This is a genomic window from Nocardioides humilatus (assembly GCF_008373755.1).
In the GTDB taxonomy this organism is placed as follows: domain Bacteria; phylum Actinomycetota; class Actinomycetes; order Propionibacteriales; family Nocardioidaceae; genus Nocardioides; species Nocardioides humilatus.
Genome location: NZ_VUJV01000001.1, coordinates 975,231 through 993,330 on the forward strand (window position 1 = coordinate 975,231; position 18,100 = coordinate 993,330).

Sequence of the window (18,100 nt, forward strand, 5' to 3'; positions counted from 1 at the left end):
TCACGGGTCCGTTCTTCCACCGCTGGCGACAAACCCCGCGACAGCCGCAAACGCGGCGAGCACACCGACCAGAGCCACCCAGGTCCCAGGCCCCGCGACTCCGACGTCGCCGTCGGTCAGCTGCCAGCAGAGCCCCAGCGTCACGACGGTCCCGACGACGAGCGCGCCGAGGCGGACGGTGTCGACGATCCGCCCGCCGAACCCGACGACGCCGATGAGGACGATCCCGGCAGCAGCCGGCACCAGCATCAGCGCCGCTGCGCCCGGCGGCACCAGTGCGTCGACCGCGCCGCGCCGGACCAGCTCGACCGCGTCGAGCAGGGAGGCCGACGAGAGCACGCCGTGGTCGCGCCACGGCAAGAAGAGCGCCACGAGCCAGCAGGCCCCGGCCGCTGCAGAGGCGAGGACGCTGATGATCCTGGCCACGGGCCCGACCCTAGGCGCTGCCGCCGCGTGAACTACAGATTTGTAGTTCTTCGTGACCACTGTTACTGATGTGAAAGATGGGGTTATCGTGATTCGCCCGCTCGTGCACGAGCAACCCCTTCCCCTGGAGTCGAGATGTCTGCCCGGTCCACCGCTGCGGTCGCCTGCCTGGCGATCGTGACGGCCCTGTCGCCCTTCCGCCCCGCCGCCGCGGAGACCAACCCGGTCACGCCCGGCGACTTCAAGGGCTACGGCTTCGACCAGTGCCTGGCACCGACCCAGAAGGCGATGGACGTCTGGCTCAACCAGTCGCCCTTCCTGTCGGTCGGCATCTACATCTCGGGCAATTCACGCGCCTGCCGCAGCCAACCGAACCTGACCCCGAAGTGGATCGCGACGCAGCTGCGCAAGGGGTGGCGACTGCTCCCGATCACGCTCGGTCCGCAGGCCTCCTGCAGCGACCGCTACCCGAAGTACGACGACGACCCGGTGATCGACGGGCGCCCTGGACGGGACGGCAACTATCCCTACGCGCGCCGGATGGCTCGTGCGGAGGCGCAGAAGGCGGTCACGGCCGCCCAGGCGCTCGGCATCGTCGAGCGCAGCACGCTCTGGTACGACATCGAAGCGTTCGACGACAGCAACACCCGCTGCCGCGAGTCCGCCCTGGCGTTCCTCAGCGCATGGACCAACAAGCTCCACGACCTCGACTACATCTCCGGTGTCTACTCCAGCGCCGGCTCCGGCATCGCGGTCCTCGACGACGCGCGCGTCGAGCGGCCCGACGCCTACACGATGCCCGACATGGTGTGGATCGCCCGGTGGGACGGCATCGCGAACACCTCGACGCCCTACATCCGCGACGACGGATGGGTGCCCGGCGGCCGCGTGAAGCAGTACGAGGGCGGCCACAACGAGACGTGGGGCGGCGTCACGATCAACATCGACCGCAACTTCCTCGACGTCGGCCAGGGTCGCGTGGCCGCACCCGAGGAGCACTGCGGTGGAGCCAACCTCGACTTCTCGCGGTTCCCCGCACTCCGCCCCGCGGCCGACGGCTACACGCCGGCGGCCAACAAGGTGAAGGCGCTGCAGTGCGTGCTCCAGGAGCGCAGTGCGTACGACGGCCCGCTCACCGGTCGCTACAACGCCGCCACGATCGCGGCGGTCGCAGCCTGGCAGGCCGACCGCGGCTTCCCCGTGTCGACGACGTGGAGCCCGGCCAACTGGGTCGCGGCCTTCGCGCAGGGCATGGACTACGCCCAGAAGGTCGGGTCGACCGGCTTCCACGTGCGCCGTGTGCAGCGGGCGCTCAACGCCGCCGACCCGACACTTCAGCGGACCGTCGACGGCATCTACAGCCGCCAGACCGCCAAGGACGTCCGGGCCTACCAGAACCGCTCGGGCCTGACGGCGACCGGCATCGTCAACCCCGCGACCTGGGCGAAGCTGCGCGCCGGGCGGGTCTGAGCGGCCGGAGAGCCAGGTTCAGCTGCTGGCGGGCGGGCCCACGAGCAGCGCGAGCCCGGTGAGCGCGGCGACAGCGACCACGAAACCGACAATCGCCTGCCGGTGGTGACGCAGCAGCCAGCACACTGCGCGCTGCGCTGCCGTCGGACTGTCGTGGCGCGAGTGCCAGGCGTCGTCCAGCCCGCCGAGCCGCTCGACCCGACGCTCGAACCAGACCGTCATCAGCGGCGGAACCGCAGAGAACAGACCGAGCACGAGCCGGCCGCGGGACCAGCCCTGGTCGATGCCGACGACGAACGTCGCGAGGCAATAGCTGATGAACGCGACACCGTGGATCGGCCCGGCGATCTGCACCCCGAGCTCGGTGGTGCCGACGCCGTACTTCACGAACATGCCGGCGAGCAGGCAGAGCCAGGTGATCGCTTCGGTGATCGCCAGGAAGCGGAAGACGTTGCGCGGAGTCAGCACGTCAGACTCAGGCAGCTCAGGCGAAGGTCGCCGCAGCGAGCGACGTGAAGAAACCGAGACCGTCGACACCAGAGCCGGTGAGCTCCTCGACCGCGTGCTCGGGGTGGGGCATCAGGCCGACGACGTTGCCGCGCTCGTTGGTGATGCCAGCGATGTCATTGAGGGACCCGTTGGGGTTGACCTCGAGGTAGCGGGCCACGACCTGGCCCTCGCCCTCGATCCGCGCGAGGGTCTCGGCGTCGGCGACGAATCCGCCCTCGCCGTTCTTGAGCACGATCGTGATCTCGGCGCCCTGGTCGTAGGAGGACGTCCACGGCGTGCGGTTGTTCTCGATCCGCAGCTTCTGGTCGCGACACACGAACTTGCGGTGGTCGTTGCGGATCAGCGCGCCCGGCAGCAGGTGGGACTCGCACAGGATCTGGAAGCCGTTGCAGATGCCGAGCACCGGCATGCCGGCTCCGGCCGCGCGCACGACCTCGGTCATCACCGGCGCGAAGCGGGAGATGGCGCCGCAGCGCAGGTAGTCGCCGTAGGAGAAGCCGCCGGGCAGCACTACCGCGTCGACACCCCTGAGGTCGGCGTCGGCGTGCCAGAGGGCGACCGCCTCGTTGCCGCCGATGCGGACGGCGCGCTGGGCGTCGACGTCGTCGAGCGAGCCGGGGAAGGTGACGACCCCGACCTTCACTGCTCGACGCTCACGACGTAGTTCTCGATGACCGGGTTGGAGAGCAGGGTCTCGGCCATCTGCTCCACCTCGGCGAGGACGGCGGGCGTCACTTCACCCTCGAACTCGAGCTCGAAGCGCTTCCCCTGACGGACGTCGGCGACGCCGGCGAAGCCGAGCCGCGGGAGAGCCCCCAGCACCGCCTTGCCCTGCGGGTCGAGGATCTCGGGCTTCGGCATGACGGCAACAACGACTCGGGCCACGGCCCGATTCTAGAAGGTCTCCCCCGTGAGCAGCTCATAGGCCTCGACGTAGCGAGACCGGGTGCGGTCGATGACCTCCTGCGGGAGCGGCGGCGGGGCCTCCCCGGACGCCTTGTCCCAGCCCGACTCGGCCGAGAGCGCCCAGTTGCGCACGATCTGCTTGTCGTAGGACGGCTGGGTCCGACCGGGCTCCCACTGGTCGGCGGGCCAGTAGCGCGAGGAGTCGGGGGTGAGGACCTCGTCGGCCAGCACCATCTCCCCGCCGCGGTCGCCGAACTCGAACTTCGTGTCGGCCAAGATGATGCCCCGCTCCCGCGCGATCTGCTCGGCCCGGCCGTAGACCGCAAGGGTCAGGTCACGCAGCTGCGCGGCGATCTCGGGGCCGACGGTGGTCACCACGGCGTCGTACGAGACGTTCTCGTCGTGGTCGCCCAGGTCGGCCTTCGTGGCCGGGGTGAAGATCGGCGCGGGGAGCCGACTGCCGTCGACCAGGCCGGGAGGCAGCGCGATCCCGCACACCTCACCGGAGGCGTTGTAGTCGAGCAGGCCGGAGCCGGTCAGGTAGCCCCGCGCGACGCACTCGACGGGATACATCGCGAGGTTGTCGCAGATGACCGCACGGCCGGCGACCTCGGCCGGCACGTCCGTGCTGACGATGTGGTGAGGCACCAGGTCCTTGAGCTGGTCGAACCACCACAGCGACGTACGGGTGAGGATCTCGCCTTTGTCGGGGATGGTCGTCTCCAGCACGAAGTCGAAGATCGACAGCCGGTCACTGGCGACCATCAAGAGCTTGCCCGCGTGCGGGCCCTCGGTGAGCTCGTAGAGGTCGCGCACCTTGCCCGAGTGGACATGGCGGGCGCCGGGGATCACGGGAGCGGCCGGGATGTTCGCGAGCGTCACGGGGTCAGCCTAGAGGGCGGGTCCCGCGTCGTCGTACCTGACGTTTGCGTCCTGATTTGCGTGAATTCAGGACTGAAACGTCAGGTACGACGGACGCTGCAGGTCGCGGAACGACTTCGCCCACTTTAGTGCACAAACTCACTACAGTTAAATCGGAACGACCTTGCACAGCGATCGCTCGACGCGGTCGACAGGGGCGACAGGGGGTGGGCGTTTCCTCGCCCGAGCCGGGTGGCACAGTTGTCGTCATGCCGCTCTCGCCCGCAGAGGCCTACGAACAGATCGTTTCTGCGACCCGTCCCGCGCTGCAGGACGGTTGCCCGGAGTGCCTGCGGGCAACGACGGACCGGATCGTCTGGGAGGACGAGTACTGGATCCTCACGCACGCCGATCACGACGCGAACGTCGCCGCGGCCCTGCTCCTGCAGACGCGCGAGCACAGCAAGGTCGGTCAGCTCGACGACGACCTGGCCTCGCAGTTCGGGCGGATCTCCAACCGGCTGGTGCGGATCATCGAGAGCACGCCCCAGGCTGAATACGTCGACGTCAGCCGCTACGGCGCCGACCGCGGCCACTTCCACACCTGGTTCTTCGCACCCGCCGCAGGTGATGGCGCGGCCGACCTCCACCTGATCGCGACCAAGCTTGCCAACTGGGGCGGGGACGCTCGGGCGTAGCCCGCGCCGCCGGGGGCCGTTGAGGTCACGTGACCTGGAGCCCCCGCCGTGTCCTTCTCGCCGCGCTCTGCGCGCTGACCGTCGTCGCAGCCGGCACCACCAGCGCGACCGCTGACCCCGCCGACCCGGCACCGCCGGGGTACGACGCCGTGGCGGATCTGGCCGCGATGCGCGACGCCTATGGGCGGATCATCGACTCGGGCGGCCAGCTCCAGAACCCCGCCTACCTCCCTGCCCTCGTCAAGGAGTCGACGGTCGTCACGACCGCACAGCTGCTGCAGCAGGTAGCCGACCCGACCCACCTCGCGGTCACGCCCGCGGTCGCGGTGCCCGGCTGGAACGTCGGCAACCCGCTGCGCGCCGGCTGGGCCGGCACCCGCGGCCGGATGCAGCAGGTCTCCTTCACCAACCGCTTCGGTGCCCTCCTGCGCGGCACGCTCTACGCACCGCTCCCCGGAGCGCGCGACCCCTACACGGGTGCGCGCCTGACCGGGCCCTACCCGGGCGTGATCATCACGCCGGGCTCGGTCGGCGGCTCCCAGGGGATGTACCAGTGGCTGGCCGAGGACCTCGCCGAGCGCGGCTACCTCGTGCTGCTCTTCGACGTCCAGGGCGAGGGCACCAGCGAGACGTTGCCCCACACCGGCGACCCGCTCTTCCCGTTCTGCAACCCGTTCGCCCCCGCCGACGGCGACCCCGCGCTCGGGACGAACCAGATGACGCCCTGCCCGGGCGTGCCCTTCCAGCAGCTCGCCAACTTCACGACCGGCACCGTCGACGCGATCGACTTCTTCCTCTCCGACGCCAACCCCTGGCTCGGCCTGTGGGACAGCTCGCCGATCCCTCACCCGATCACCCCGGGGCGCACGACCCGGCTCGCGATCATCGGACACTCGATGGGCGCCGCGGCCGTCTCCTACGTCCAGGGCTACGACGACCGGGTCGCCACCGTGGTCGCACTGGACAAGCTCCAGCAGGCGCCCAACGGCGTGGCGGGCAGCGTGGCGACGACCCCGGTGGTCCCGGCGCTCGCGCTCCAGGCGGAGTACGGCTTCACCGTCACCCCCTCGTTCCTCTCCGGCGGGTCCTCGCTGGTGCCCGCAGCCGGCAACCCGGACCCGATGCGCGAGCGGGCGAGCGGGTTCGACGGCTGGCGGGCACACGGACTCGACACGATGCTCGTCGTGCCGCACGCCAGCACCCACCTGGACTTCACCGACATCCCGCTGGTCCTGCCGGCCAGCCGGTGGGGCCAGGCCCTGAGCAGCGTCTACACGCAGACCTGGCTCGGCCACTACCTCCAGGGCACCACGCCCGCGCGGGCACTGCTGGCGGCCCGGTTCCGCTACCTCGAGCCGGTCGGGCACGGGCGGTGGAAGAAGGTCACGCTCACCCGCGACGCACTCCTCAGCACGCGCTACTGCTCCGCCTACAGTCTCGACATTTCGGGCCACGTGCGGGAAGACCTCGATATCGTCGACGTCGGCTGCTGACGGAGGCTCGACACGGGCCTCTCCACACGGAGGTTTCGACCATGCCGATGACCACCCACAACCCGGTCGCGCGACTCGTCGGCAGCGTCGTGCTCGCCGCTGGTCTGACCCTCGTCGCACCGGGCGCCCCCGCACCGGCCGGCGTGCTCCCGACCTGCAACGGCGAGGCCCCGACCGTCCTCGGTTCGGACGAGCCCGAGACGCTCACCGGCACCTCCGGTCCCGACGTCATCATCGGTCTCGGCGGCGTCGACACGATCGACGGTGGCGGCGGCGCTGACGTCATCTGCGCCGACGAGGACTTCGAGCCCCGCGCCGACGGCGGAACGATCCGGGGCGGCCGCGGCGCCGACCGGCTCATCGGCGACGCCGGCGAGGACGACCTGTTCGGCGGCGGCGGCACCGACAAGTTGATCGGCAACGACGGCAACGACGCACTCGACGGGCAGGCCGACAACGACGAGCTCGGCGGCGGTGCCGGGATCGACGTACTGCTCGGCTCCGGCGGCGACGACACCCTCTCCGGCGGCGACGGAGAGGATGGTCTCGACGGCGACGTCGGCGCCGACAGGCTCTTCGGTGGCGGCGGTGGCGACCAGGCGAACGGCGGCCCGGGCACCGACCTCCTTGAGGGCGGACCGGGCGACGACCGGCTCCAGGGCGGCGACGACCGCGACGACCTCTCGGGCAACGGCGGCGCCGACCGCCTCAACGGTGGCGAAGCCCGCGACACCTGCGACGGGGGCGGGCAGGCCGGCGACTCGCTCCGCAGCTGCGAACGCGACGGCGACGAGGAGCCGCCGCCCCCGCCGCCGGCCGATGACGTCGTCCGGCTGACCTCGGGTTGCCGACCCCGGCCCGCACTGCTCGAGGTCCCCGTCGGCACGACGGTCAGGTTCCGCAACACCCAGGACAACGAGGCCACCCTGAGCTTTGACGGACGCGGCGACGTACGCGTGCCGGCCAACAGCGTGTTCAACCTCCGCTTCAGCATCACGGGCACCTTCGACTACCGCTGCCGGCCCGGCGTCGGGCGGGGCCGGATCGTCTCGCAGTAGCGGCTGCGGCCTAGGCTCGAGCCATGTCCGTCGTGAAGATCAACGCCATCCACGTGCCGCCGGCAGCCGGTGCCCAGCTCGAGGAGCGGTTCGCCGCTCGCGCCGGCACCATCGACGGCTCCCCCGGCTTCCTCGGCTTCCAGCTGCTCCGCCCGGTCGCGGGCGACGACCGCTACTTCGTCGTCACCCACTGGGAGGACCAGACCTCCTTCGAGGCCTGGCGCGACGGCTCCGGCATGGCCGCCCACGCCCAGAAGCCGGGCGAGGCGCCGCAGAAGCCGGTCTCGACCGGTGCCGACCTGCTGGAGTTCGAGGTCGTGCTGGACGTGAAGCCGGCCTGACCCGGCTCCACCGGTCAGGTCAGTGGCGGCCGAACCGGCTGCCCTTGACCTTGATCCACCGGCAGTGCTCGTCGACCGCGAAGAGCTTGCGGTCCTCGCGCACCACGTAGAGGCGCATCTGCCCGTCCCGGCCACGCTCGGTGAGCTTGCGGAGCTGCACGTAGCGCTTCGCCTGGCGGCCGTCGAGCTGGCGAAGCGTCCGGAGGCACTCGTCGAGGCTATTGACCTTGCCGATACGGACCCCGTTGAGCCGGATGCCGCGCGGGTGCCGCGGCTTCTTCGTGGGCTCCGTCGTCGGCGCGGTGGTCGCGTCCGACGTCGGCGCGGTCGGGTCGCTCGCGGTCGGGTCGACCGAGGCCGCAGCGACCGTCGAGTCCTCCTTGCGGTCGCTGTCGCCGCCAGCGCTGATCGCCGCCCACGCACCGCCCACGACGAGCAGCAGGGCGGCGGCGATGCCGACGGGCACCATGATCCGACGGGTGGACGTGGGCTGGCCGGGCTGGGACACGATCTCCTCCAGGAGCTCTTGGCGCGCTTCGTGGAGGGGCCAGACGTCGATCTGCTCCCGCGGGTAGGGGTCAGGGTGGTCGATCATCGGCTCTCCCCGATCACGTGCTCGAACGGGACTGCCTGGACATGTCCGGTCGCGGCGGGAGCGTCACACCCGGGCTCGACCAGCTCCTTGAACCGCTGCCTCGCCCGCGCGAGCCGCATCCGCGCGGTGCCGGGAGCGATGCCGACGACCTCCGCCGCCTCGGTCGGCGTCAGGCCGTCCCACCCGACGAGCATGAGGAGCTCACGGTCGTCGGGGCGCAGCTTCAGCAGCAGCCGGCGGATCCGGTCCCACTCCGCCACCCCGGTCGCCGGATCCGGCGCGACGTCACGGGCCAGTACGTCGCGCAGCCGACCGCCCAAGCGCTGTCGGCGCCGCTGACCTCGGTGGTAGTTGGCGAGCAGGTGCCGGGCGATGCCGAACAGCCACGGCCGGCCGTCCCCCGGAGGCGCCTCGTCGAGCCGACGCCAGGCCACCAGGAACACCTCGCTGACCACGTCGGCCGCGTCGGCCGGCTGATCGACCCGGCGCAGGGCGTAGCCGAGCACGGCGGCGAAGTTGCCGTCGTACAACGCCCGGAACTGCTGCTCCGGGTCGTGCTCGTCCGCGACGGAATGAGGGCTCATGCCCTTCCATGTCCGTCTCGGCATCGAGCGTCACACTCCCCCTAGAGGATCGCTCCAGGAGCGTACGACGCAGCAGCCGGGTAGCGCTCGACGACGGCCGCGACCTGCCGGCAGACCGCCTGGGTCTGAGCGACCGCGGCACCGGTGAACGTGATCGGGTCGGCGACCAGCGTGGTCAGCTGCTCGGCCGTGAGCCCGAGCCGCTCGTCGGCGGCGAGCTTGGCGAAGACGTCGTTGTCGGCCTGGCCCTTGCGCATCGCGAGCGCGGTGCCGACGGCGGCCTCCTTGATCGCCTCGTGCGCGGCCTCACGGCCGACGCCGTTGCGGACCGCGGCCATCAGGACCTTGGTCGTCGCGAGGAACGGCAGGTAGCGGTCGAGCTCGCGCTGGATGACCGCCGGGAAGGCGCCGAACTCGTCGAGCACCGTGAGGAAGGTCTGGAAGAGCCCGTCGACGGCGAAGAACGCGTCGGGCAGTGCCACCCGTCGTACGACGGAGCAGGAGACGTCGCCCTCGTTCCACTGGTCGCCCGCGAGCTCGCCCACCATCGAGAGGTAGCCACGGGTGACAACGGCGAGGCCGTTGACCCGCTCGCAGGAGCGGGTGTTCATCTTGTGGGGCATCGCGGACGAGCCGACCTGGCCCTCCTGGAAGCCCTCGGTCACGATCTCGTTGCCGGCCATCAGCCGGATCGTCGTGGCCAGGTTGGACGGTGCGGCCGTCAGCTGGACCAGCGCCGAGAGGACGTCGAAGTCGAGGCTGCGCGGGTAGACCTGACCGACGCTCGTGAGGACCCGCTCGAAGCCGAGGTGGCCCGCCACGCGCTGCTCGAGCTCGGTCAGCTTGTCCTCGTCGCCGCCGAGCAGGTCGAGCATGTCCTGGGCGGTGCCCATCGGACCCTTGATGCCGCGGAGGGGGTAGCGACCGAGGAGGTCCTCGATCCGGTCGAGCGCGATGAGCAGCTCGTCGGCCACCGTCGCGAAGCGCTTGCCGAGCGTGGTCGCCTGCGCGGCCACGTTGTGCGACCGACCCGCCATCACCGTGAGCTCGTGCTCGGAGGCCAGCCGCGCGAGCCGGGCCAAGGTCGCGACCGTGCGGTCGCGGAGCAGCTCGAGCGACTGCTTCACCTGGAGCTGCTCGACGTTCTCGGTCAGGTCGCGCGACGTCATGCCCTTGTGGATGTGCTCGTGGCCCGCGAGCGCCGAGAACTCCTCGATCCGCGCCTTCACGTCGTGACGGGTGATCCGCTCACGCGCGGCAATGGAGGCGAGGTCGACCTTCTCGACGACGTCCTCGTAGGCCTCGACGACGCCGTCGGGCACGTCGATGCCGAGGTCGCGCTGGGCCTTCAGTACGGCGATCCACAGCTGCCGCTCCAGCACGATCTTGTGCTCGGGCGACCAGATCTCAGCGAGGTCGGCCGCGGCGTAGCGGGTGGCGAGGACGTTCGGGACGGTCACGTGCCTCATTCTCCCACGGCGAGCGGCTACCGCTGAACCTGCGCGACCGGCCGGACGAGCACCAGTTCGCCCTGGTCGTTGGTGCCGCGGACGGTGGTGAAACCAGCCTTGGCGGCCAGCGCCAGGCTGGCGGCGTTGTCGGGCGCGATACTCGCGCGGACCCGGACACCCTCGCGGTCGCAGTGGGTCAGCGCCCACAGCACCGCACGGGTCCCGACGCCTCGGCCCCGGACCTCCTCGACCAGCCCGTAGCCGATCTCGACCTCGGGCACACCGTCGGCCGCGGGCTCGGGCGGCCCGAAGAAACCGATCGAGCCGCAGACGAGGCCGTCGACGAGGATCGAGCGCGGCCCCCACGGGTCGTTCTCGCGCCACACGCCCGTGGCGTCGACGTCGTCGTCGCGCGGGAAGGACGGGTGCCAGCCCTCGAGCCGCTCCCCGGTCCGCAGCGCCTGCACCACCGTCGCGTCCCAGAGCGGCAGCACGTCAGGCCTCCTTGACCGAAGCGCCCTCGATGACGCCCAGCGGCTCGGCTGCGATGTCCGAGCGCCGCTGCAGTCCGTCGAACGAGATCAGGCCGGCGGCGGCGTAGGCGCGGGCTCGGGCGTCGGCGACGTCGTAACCGACCGCACGTACGGCGAGCACCCGCCCGCCCGCCGTGACCAGGTGCTTGTGGTCGGGGTCGCCCGGCTCGGGAGCGGCGATGATCGCCGTGCCGGCGTGGATCACGTCGACGTCGTTGACGCCGTTGGCGTTGCCGACCCCCCTGATGACGTCGCCCTTCGAGGACGACTCGGGGTAGCCCGCCGAGGCGAGCACGACGGTGACGGAGGCGCCGTCGGAGAACACGGGGGCGGGCTCATCGGCCAGCCGACCCTCGGCTGCAGCGTGCAGCAGCGAGCCCAGCGGCGACTCGAGCACCGCCAGCACGGGCTGGATGTCGGGGTCGCCGAAGCGGCAGTTGAACTCGATGACCCGCGGGCCGGCGTCGGTGAGCGCGAGGCCGACGTAGAGGCAGCCGACGAAGGGCGCGCCGCGACGGTTCATCTCGTCGAGCGTGGGCTGTACGACGGTCTCCATCACCACGGCAGCCAGGTCGGGCTGCGCCCACGTCAGCGGGGTGTAGGAGCCCATCCCGCCCGTGTTGGGGCCGCGACCGCCGTCGAAGATCCGCTTGAAGTCCTGCGCGGGCTGCAGGGCGTGGGCGGTGCTGCCGTCGCAGACCGCGAAGAGCGACACCTCGGGGCCGTCGAGGAACTCCTCGATCACGACCCGGTCGCACGACGCCGCGTGGGCAACCGCCTCGGCGCGGTCGTTGGTGACGACGACACCCTTGCCCGCGGCGAGGGCGTCGTCCTTCACGACGTAGGGCGCCCCGAACTCGTCGAGAGCCGCGGCGACCTCGTCGGCCGTCGTACAGGTGCGTGAGCCGGCCGTCGGCACGCCCGCGGCCGCCATGACCTCCTTCGAGAAGGCCTTCGACCCCTCGAGCTGCGCGGCAGCGCCGGACGGCCCGAAGACCGCGATCCCGCGATCACGTACGGCGTCGGCGACCCCGGCGACCAGCGGCGCCTCCGGCCCGATCACCACGAGGTCGGCGCCGACGCGCACGGCCAGCTCGGCGACAGCGGCACCATCCATCGGGTCGACGTCGTGCAGTGTGGCGAACACCCCCAGACCGGGGTTGCCCGGAGCGGCATGCACCTCGGTGACGCCGGGGTCGCGGGAGAGGGCCAGGCCGAGCGCGTGCTCGCGGCCTCCGGTGCCGATGACGAGGGTCTTCACGGGCCACGATCCTAGGGGCCCGCGCACCCCCTCGCGTCAGCCGGTCAGGCGCCTGAGAAGCCGTTGATCAGCAAGAAGAACAGCACGACCCCCACCACCGCCGCACCGATGCCGAGCAACGCCCCGAGCGCGGCCCGCTTGCGCGCGGACGCGCCCGCGCCGACCAACGCCGGCGTGACCTGACCGACCAGCGCGCCGATCACCGCCATCGTGGCGAGCTGGGCCGGCAGGATCCAGTTCTCGGTGCCCTGCCCGTCGAGGAAGTAGGCGGCGACGGGCAGGCTGACGATGCCCGCACCGATCAACAGGAGGTAGGCGATGACGCGGGGCACCAGCCGAGCGTAGGGCCTTCCCTGCGTCAGCGCAGCGGGTGGAGGACGACCGCCTGCTCGCGCTCCGGACCGACGCCGACCACCGACATCCGCGCTCCCGACATGCCCTCGAGCGCCTTGACGTAGGCCTGGGCGTTGGCGGGCAGGTCGTCGAGCGTGCGAGCGCCGGAGATGTCCTCGGTCCAGCCGGGGAAGTACTCGTAGATCGGCACCGCGTGGTGGAAGTCGGTCTGGTTGGCCGGCATCTCGTCGTAGCGCTGGCCGTCGACGTCGTAGGCGACGCACACCGGGATCTCCTCCAGTCCGGTGAGCACGTCGAGCTTGGTGAGCACGAAGTCCGTCACGCCGTTGATCCGCGCGGCGTAGCGGGCGATCACGGCGTCGTACCAACCGCAGCGACGCGGGCGGCCCGTCGTCGTACCGAACTCGAAGCCGGTGTTGCGCAGGAAGTCGCCGTTGGCGTCGTGCAGCTCGGTCGGGAACGGACCCTCGCCCACGCGCGTCGTGTAGGCCTTCACGATGGCGATGACCTGGTCGATGCGGGTCGGGGGGATGCCGGAGCCCGTGCAGGCGCCGCCCGCGGTCGCCGACGACGACGTCACGAACGGGTAGGTGCCGTGGTCGACGTCGAGCAGCGTGGCCTGCCCGGCCTCCAGCAGCACGGTCTCGCCGCGGTCGAGGGCCTGGCCGAGCAGCAGCGTGGTGTCGCAGACGTACGGCGCCAGGCGGTCGGCGTGGGCCAGCAGCTCCTCGACGGTCTGGTCGACCGAGGGTGCGCGGCGGTTGTAGACCTTGGCGAGGACCTGGCTCTTGAGCTCGAGAGCCCCCTCGACCTTCTGGGTGAGGATCTTCTCGTCGAAGAGGTCCTGGATCCGGATGCCGATGCGGTTCATCTTGTCGGCGTAGGTCGGGCCGATGCCGCGACCGGTCGTGCCGATCTTGCGGCTGCCGAGGAAGCGCTCGGCGACCTTGTCGAGGGTGCGGTTGTAGTCGGCGATGACGTGGGCGTTGGAGCTGACCTTGAGCGAGGACGTGTCGGTGCCGCGGGCCTCGAGGCCGTCGATCTCCTTGAACAGCACGTCGAGGTCGACGACCACGCCGTTGCCGATGACGGGCGTGCAGCCCGGCGTGAGAATGCCGCTCGGCAGCAGGTGGAGGGCGTACTTCTCGAGGGTGCCGTCTTCTTGGCGAATGACGACGGTGTGGCCGGCGTTGTTGCCGCCGTTGAACTTCACCACGTAGTCGACCCGGCTGCCGAGGTGGTCGGTGGCCTTGCCCTTGCCCTCGTCGCCCCATTGGGCGCCGACGATCACGATCGCTGGCATCGGTGTGCTCCTTCGCTACGGGGACGGAGTCCCTCCGACCACTCCTCGGGCCGGCTGCTCGACGCACCACTTGTTGCTGATCAAGTTGGATGTGAACGCGAAAGCCCCGGTCGCAAGACCGGGGCTCTTGCGGCGTAACGCTACCAAAAACGGAGGTGGTGGGCGATCTCGGCGGCGACAGCGCGAGCCAGGTCGGCGGGGGTGTCGTCATCGTGCTCCGGTACGACGACGTGCACGTCTCCCCCGGCGAGCAGGTCCAAGGCGCGCACGCCCTGGGACTCCGCCATCTCCGCAGCCCGGTCGATGCTGCCGTAGCGGATCACGCTCGCCCCCTCGGGCGGCAGCGGGGAGAGCCACGCGTGCTCGGTGGCGATCACCGTCGTCGCGGGCAGCAGCGCCAACGCACCGCCGCCGCAGCCCTGGCCGAGGATCACCGACACCGTGGCGACATCCATGGTCACCAGGGTCGCGATGCAGCGGGCGATCTCTCCGGCGATGGCACCCTCCTCGGCCTTCGGCGACAGCTCCGCGCCCGGGGTGTCCACCACCGTGACCAGAGGCAACCTCAGCTCGGACGCCAGCCGCATCGCCCGCCGCGCCTCGCGCAGTGCGCCCGGCCCCATCGGCGTCTCGGGCGACTGCCGGGTGTGGTCCTGCCCCACGAGGACGCACGGCACCCCGTCGAGGCGCGTGAGCGCCACGATCACCGTCTCGTCCCGCTCGCCCTCGTCGGTGCCACGGAGCCGGAGGGTGCCCTCGGCGCCGTACTTCAAGAGATCGCGTACGCCGACCCGCCCCTCGGCGCGCGTGCGGGTGATCGACTCCCACGCCGGTGGACCGGGCGTGCCGGGCGCCAACGGCGTGCGGCGCTCGAGGTGGCCGACTGTCTGCGGGTCGACGACGACGGCGAGCGCTTGGTCGAGGAGCCACCGGAGGTCCTCGGCCGCCGCGACCGCGTCGATCACGCCCTTGGCCGCCAGGTTCTCAGCCGTCTGCACGCCCTCGGGGAACGGGCGCCCGTTGAGGGCTTCGAAGACCTTGGGGCCGAGGAAGCCGACCAGCGCGCCGGGCTCGGCGACCGTCACGTGTCCGAGCGATCCCCACGAGGCGAAGACGCCGCCGGTCGTCGGGTGGCGCAGGTGGACGATGTAGGCCAGGCCCGAGGCGCGATGCTCCATCAGGGCGCGGGAGATCTCGATCATGTGCACGAAGGCCCGGGTGCCCTCCTGCATCCGGGTGCCCCCGGAGGAGGTGCTCGCGACCACCGGGATGCCCTCGGCCGTCGCTCGCCGTACGGCTGCGGAGATCCGCTCCGCCGCCGCCACCCCGATGGACCCGGCGAGGAACGCGAACTCGTTGACGATGAAGGCGACCGGCCGGCCGCTGACCGTGCCGCGTCCCGTCAGCACCGACTCGTCGGTGCCGGCCTTCTCTTCAGCCGCTCGGAGCTCGTCCTGGTAGGCCGGCGGGTGGCTGCTGATGTCGACCGGCTCGTCCCACGGCTCGAAGGAGTCGGGATCGAGCACGAGGTCGATCAGCTCACGTGCGGTCCAGCGCCTCATCCCCATGGGGTGAAATCCAACCACTGGTCGCCGCATAGGGTGGACAGATGCCCACTCCCGAGCCCCTGCTGGTCATCACCAACAGCGATGCCGGCTCCGCCGACGAGACTGCGCTGACGGCCGCTCTCGGGGTGCTGCGGGGCGCGACGTCGGTCGAGGTCGCGGCGACGTCCGACCCCGGCGAGCTCGACGGCGCCCTGCACCGCGCCGGCAGCCGACGCGTCGTCGTCGCGGGCGGCGACGGGAGCCTGCACGCGGTCGTGTCCGCCCTGCACCGGCGGCACGAGCTCGGGCCCGACCGGGTCCTCGGTCTGCTGCCGCTCGGCACCGGCAACGACTTCGCCCGCACCCTCGGCATCCCGCTCGACCCGATCGAGGCCGCGACCTCGCTCCTGGAGGGCCGGGTCCGTCCGATGGACCTCCTCGTCGACGAGGTCGGCCAGATCGTGGTCAACCAGGTCCACCTCGGAGCCGGTGCCGAGGCCGGCAAGCGGGGCGAGCCGTGGAAGGAGCGCCTCGGCTCGATCGGTTTCGGCCCGGTCAACCTCGGCCGCCTCGGCTACCCGATCGGCGCGGCGCTGTCGGCGATCAACCCACCGTCCCTCCGGCTGCGCGTGGAGGTCGACGGAGACGTCGTCGCCGACGTCGACCACCCGGTCCTGATGGTGGCCCTGGGCAATGGGGCGACGGTCGGTGGCGGTCTTGAGCTCACCCCCGACGCCGACCCCGGCGACGGTCGGATCGACGTGATGATCGCGCGCCCCCGGAGCCCGCTGGCGCGCCTCGGCTACGTCGCCCGGCTGGGGGTCGGCAACCACGCGGACCACCGCGACGTGATCACCCGGCAGGCCACCACGGTCATCGTGAGCGGCACCGAGTTCTGGTGCAGCGCCGACGGCGAGATCTACGGCCCGGAGCGGCACCGCAGCTGGCGGCTCGAGCCCGCGGCCTACTCGATGATCGTCCCGGGCTGATCGCGCACTAAAGTTTCGCGTCGTGGCACGAGGAGCGCGCGGCGATGCAGCGGGAGCAGACCCGATCGACTGGGTGACCCGGACCGCCGACCTGGCGCTCCGGCACGCGGAGACGGTCAACGGCGGCACCCTGCCCGAGCTGGTGACCTGTGCCTCGGGCATCAGCCCGTCGGGCCCGATCCACCTGGGCAACCTGCGCGAGTTCCTGACCGTGCACTTCGTCGCGGAGGAGATCCGCCGCCGCGGCATCGCCGTACGTCACCTGCACAGCTGGGACGACTACGACCGCTTCCGCAAGGTGCCGGTCGGCATCGACCCCGCGTGGAGCGAGCACATCGGTCGCCCGCTGTCGGCCGTGCCCGACCCGACCGGCGAGTTCCCGAGCTGGGCCGAACGCTTCAAGGCGCCGCTGCGCGCCGCGCTCACCGAGCTGGGCTGCGAGATGGTCGAGGTCGACCAGACCGAGATGTACCGCGCGGGCACCTACCGCGAGCAGGTCCTCACCGCAGTCCGCAAGCGCGGCGAGATCGACACCGTCATGGCGCGCTACCGGACCAAGAAGGTCGAGGGCGCGGAGCCCGACGAGGCAGACGACGCCGAGGACGAGGGCCACGGTGCCACCGAGGACCTCGCGCGGTTCCCCTTCAAGCCCTACTGCCGCGGCTGCGGTCGCGACACGGTGACCCTGACGTCGTACGACGACGACACGACCGACCTCGCCTACACCTGTGACGTCTGCGGTGAGTCCCACGTGACCAACCTGGCGACGCAGGACGAGGGCAAGCTGGTCTGGAAGGTCGACTGGCCGATGCGCTGGACCTTCGAGGGCGTGCACTTCGAGCCCGGCGGCGTCGACCACGCCAGCCCTGGCTCGTCCTACACGGTCGGCAAGGAGATCGTCGGCCCGATCTTCGGCGGCTCGGCTCCGTCCTTCGTCGGCTACTCCTTCGTGGGCGTCGCGGGCATGCCCAAGATGTCGTCGTCGAAGGGCGGCGTGCCAACCGCGGCTGAGGCGCTGCGGATCCTCGAGGCGCCGATCCTGCGGTGGCTCTACGTACGGCGCCAGCCCAAGCAGGCGTTCAACGTCGACTTCGGCCAAGAGGTGCTGCGCCTCTACGACGAGTGGGACGCACTCACCAAGAAGGCGGCCATCCCCGAGAAGCGCGACGCCGCCGTCCTGGCCTGGGAGCGCGCTTCCTCGACCGCTGCTGCCGGCGCCCTGCCCGTGCCGGCCGTCGTCGTGCCGTTCCGGATGCTCTCCTCGGTCGCCGACGTGACCGCCGGTTCGCGGGAGATCACCGCGCGCACCGTCGGCGCCAGCGAGGCCGACCTGGAGCCCCGGCTCGCCAAGGCCGCCACCTGGATCACCGACTACGTCGACCCCGAGGACCGCACCACCGTGCGCGACGCGGCCGACGCCGCGCGTCTCGGTGCGCTTTCGGCGGAGGAGAGCGGCTGGCTCACGCTGCTGCTCGAGCACCTGCCCGCCGACTTCTCTGACGGCGATGCGCTCACCTCGGTCATCTACGGCGTGCCCAAGCTCGCCCTCGGACTCGGCCTGGATGACGCGCCGACCGACGAGGTGAAGGCCGGCCAGAAGGCCTTCTTCAAGCTCCTCTACGAGCTCCTCGTCGCCGCCGAGCGCGGTCCGCGGCTCCCGACGCTCTTCGCCGCCCTCGGGCCGGAGAAGATCCGGGCGCTGCTCACGCCCTCGACCTGA

General features: G+C 71.2%; 20 protein-coding genes. 7 read left to right on the top strand and 13 right to left on the bottom strand.

The window, feature by feature from the left end:
- The gene (locus F0U44_RS04530) at nt 1–426 is read right to left on the bottom strand and encodes a hypothetical protein (RefSeq protein ID WP_149727017.1); all 426 of its coding nucleotides are present in this window, start codon (nt 424–426) and stop codon (nt 1–3) included.
- Between the two features lie 135 nt (nt 427–561).
- On the opposite strand from F0U44_RS04530, the gene F0U44_RS04535 reads away from it, so the two are divergent.
- Nucleotides 562–1,896, top strand: coding sequence for a glycoside hydrolase domain-containing protein (locus tag F0U44_RS04535; RefSeq protein ID WP_149727018.1), 1,335 nt, complete (start codon nt 562–564; stop codon nt 1,894–1,896).
- 18 nt (nt 1,897–1,914) lie between these two features.
- On the opposite strand, the gene F0U44_RS04540 is transcribed toward F0U44_RS04535, so the two are convergent.
- Genes F0U44_RS04540 through F0U44_RS04555 form a run of 4 tightly spaced genes read right to left on the bottom strand, consistent with a single transcriptional unit; the run spans nt 1,915 to nt 4,194 of the window.
- A complete protein-coding gene (locus tag F0U44_RS04540) occupies nt 1,915–2,364 on the bottom strand; it encodes a DUF3817 domain-containing protein (RefSeq protein ID WP_246160300.1) in 450 nt (149 codons plus the stop codon).
- A 16-nt stretch (nt 2,365–2,380) separates the two neighbouring features.
- Entirely contained in the window at nt 2,381–3,049 is a 669-nt protein-coding gene (purQ, locus tag F0U44_RS04545; RefSeq protein ID WP_149727019.1) for a phosphoribosylformylglycinamidine synthase subunit PurQ, read from the bottom strand.
- Nucleotides 3,046–3,291: a phosphoribosylformylglycinamidine synthase subunit PurS gene (purS, locus tag F0U44_RS04550; protein ID WP_149727020.1), complete on the bottom strand. Its 246-nt coding sequence runs from the start codon at nt 3,289–3,291 to the stop codon at nt 3,046–3,048. The genes purQ and purS overlap by 4 nt, the downstream gene beginning before the upstream one ends.
- A gap of 9 nt (nt 3,292–3,300) precedes the next feature.
- Nucleotides 3,301–4,194, bottom strand: a complete 894-nt coding sequence (locus F0U44_RS04555) for a phosphoribosylaminoimidazolesuccinocarboxamide synthase (RefSeq protein ID WP_188113318.1) — start codon at nt 4,192–4,194, stop codon at nt 3,301–3,303.
- 248 nt (nt 4,195–4,442) lie between these two features.
- Between F0U44_RS04555 and F0U44_RS04560 the strand changes: the two genes are divergently transcribed.
- The 4 genes from F0U44_RS04560 to F0U44_RS04575 are packed head-to-tail and all read left to right on the top strand — an operon-like array spanning nt 4,443 to nt 7,763.
- Nucleotides 4,443–4,871, top strand: coding sequence for a hypothetical protein (locus F0U44_RS04560; protein WP_149727021.1), 429 nt, complete (start codon nt 4,443–4,445; stop codon nt 4,869–4,871).
- Between the two features lie 29 nt (nt 4,872–4,900).
- A complete protein-coding gene (locus F0U44_RS04565; RefSeq protein ID WP_149727022.1) occupies nt 4,901–6,364 on the top strand; it encodes an alpha/beta hydrolase in 1,464 nt (487 codons plus the stop codon).
- A gap of 41 nt (nt 6,365–6,405) precedes the next feature.
- Nucleotides 6,406–7,422: a hypothetical protein gene (locus tag F0U44_RS04570; RefSeq protein WP_149727023.1), complete on the top strand. Its 1,017-nt coding sequence runs from the start codon at nt 6,406–6,408 to the stop codon at nt 7,420–7,422.
- Nucleotides 7,423–7,445: 23 nt separating this feature from the next.
- Entirely contained in the window at nt 7,446–7,763 is a 318-nt protein-coding gene (locus tag F0U44_RS04575) for an antibiotic biosynthesis monooxygenase family protein (protein WP_149727024.1), read from the top strand.
- A 19-nt stretch (nt 7,764–7,782) separates the two neighbouring features.
- Here the strand turns inward: F0U44_RS04575 and F0U44_RS04580 are convergent, their stop codons facing one another.
- From F0U44_RS04580 to F0U44_RS04615, 8 genes are all read right to left on the bottom strand, one after another.
- Complete coding sequence (locus F0U44_RS04580; RefSeq protein ID WP_149727025.1) at nt 7,783–8,358, bottom strand: hypothetical protein; 576 nt, start codon at nt 8,356–8,358, stop codon at nt 7,783–7,785.
- Nucleotides 8,355–8,942, bottom strand: coding sequence for an RNA polymerase sigma factor (locus tag F0U44_RS04585; RefSeq protein WP_149727026.1), 588 nt, complete (start codon nt 8,940–8,942; stop codon nt 8,355–8,357). Before F0U44_RS04585 ends, F0U44_RS04580 begins: the two co-directional genes overlap by 4 nt.
- Before the next feature lie 41 nt (nt 8,943–8,983).
- Complete coding sequence (gene purB / locus F0U44_RS04590; RefSeq protein ID WP_438616479.1) at nt 8,984–10,402, bottom strand: adenylosuccinate lyase; 1,419 nt, start codon at nt 10,400–10,402, stop codon at nt 8,984–8,986.
- A 26-nt stretch (nt 10,403–10,428) separates the two neighbouring features.
- Entirely contained in the window at nt 10,429–10,887 is a 459-nt protein-coding gene (locus tag F0U44_RS04595) for a GNAT family N-acetyltransferase (RefSeq protein ID WP_149727028.1), read from the bottom strand.
- Nucleotide 10,888: 1 nt separating this feature from the next.
- Nucleotides 10,889–12,187 (bottom strand): phosphoribosylamine--glycine ligase, encoded by a 1,299-nt coding sequence (purD, locus tag F0U44_RS04600; RefSeq protein ID WP_149727029.1) that lies wholly within the window; start codon nt 12,185–12,187, stop codon nt 10,889–10,891.
- A gap of 44 nt (nt 12,188–12,231) precedes the next feature.
- Nucleotides 12,232–12,519 carry a hypothetical protein gene (locus tag F0U44_RS04605; protein WP_149727030.1) on the bottom strand — a complete coding sequence of 96 codons (288 nt, stop codon included), beginning with the start codon at nt 12,517–12,519 and terminating at the stop codon, nt 12,232–12,234.
- Nucleotides 12,520–12,545: 26 nt separating this feature from the next.
- The gene (locus tag F0U44_RS04610; protein WP_149727031.1) at nt 12,546–13,844 is read right to left on the bottom strand and encodes an adenylosuccinate synthase; all 1,299 of its coding nucleotides are present in this window, start codon (nt 13,842–13,844) and stop codon (nt 12,546–12,548) included.
- Nucleotides 13,845–13,984: 140 nt separating this feature from the next.
- Nucleotides 13,985–15,412: a carboxyl transferase domain-containing protein gene (locus tag F0U44_RS04615; RefSeq protein ID WP_149727032.1), complete on the bottom strand. Its 1,428-nt coding sequence runs from the start codon at nt 15,410–15,412 to the stop codon at nt 13,985–13,987.
- Nucleotides 15,413–15,453: 41 nt separating this feature from the next.
- On the opposite strand from F0U44_RS04615, the gene F0U44_RS04620 reads away from it, so the two are divergent.
- On the top strand, nt 15,454–16,380 hold the full coding sequence (locus F0U44_RS04620) for a diacylglycerol/lipid kinase family protein (protein ID WP_149727033.1): 927 nt from the start codon (nt 15,454–15,456) through the stop codon (nt 16,378–16,380).
- Nucleotides 16,381–16,402: 22 nt separating this feature from the next.
- Entirely contained in the window at nt 16,403–18,100 is a 1,698-nt protein-coding gene (lysS, locus tag F0U44_RS04625; protein ID WP_149727034.1) for a lysine--tRNA ligase, read from the top strand.

Bases quoted from the DNA above. Each gene is read 5' to 3' on its own strand.
- F0U44_RS04535 (WP_149727018.1), top strand. From the start codon at position 562: ATGTCTGCCCGGTCCACCGCTGCGGTCGCCTGCCTGGCGATCGTGACG.
- F0U44_RS04560 (WP_149727021.1), top strand. From the start codon at position 4,443: ATGCCGCTCTCGCCCGCAGAGGCCTACGAACAGATCGTTTCTGCGACC.
- F0U44_RS04570 (WP_149727023.1), top strand. From the start codon at position 6,406: ATGCCGATGACCACCCACAACCCGGTCGCGCGACTCGTCGGCAGCGTC.
- F0U44_RS04575 (WP_149727024.1), top strand. From the start codon at position 7,446: ATGTCCGTCGTGAAGATCAACGCCATCCACGTGCCGCCGGCAGCCGGT.
- F0U44_RS04580 (WP_149727025.1), bottom strand. From the start codon at position 8,358: ATGATCGACCACCCTGACCCCTACCCGCGGGAGCAGATCGACGTCTGG.
- F0U44_RS04585 (WP_149727026.1), bottom strand. From the start codon at position 8,942: ATGAGCCCTCATTCCGTCGCGGACGAGCACGACCCGGAGCAGCAGTTC.
- F0U44_RS04610 (WP_149727031.1), bottom strand. From the start codon at position 13,844: ATGCCAGCGATCGTGATCGTCGGCGCCCAATGGGGCGACGAGGGCAAG.
- F0U44_RS04615 (WP_149727032.1), bottom strand. From the start codon at position 15,412: ATGGGGATGAGGCGCTGGACCGCACGTGAGCTGATCGACCTCGTGCTC.
- F0U44_RS04620 (WP_149727033.1), top strand. From the start codon at position 15,454: ATGCCCACTCCCGAGCCCCTGCTGGTCATCACCAACAGCGATGCCGGC.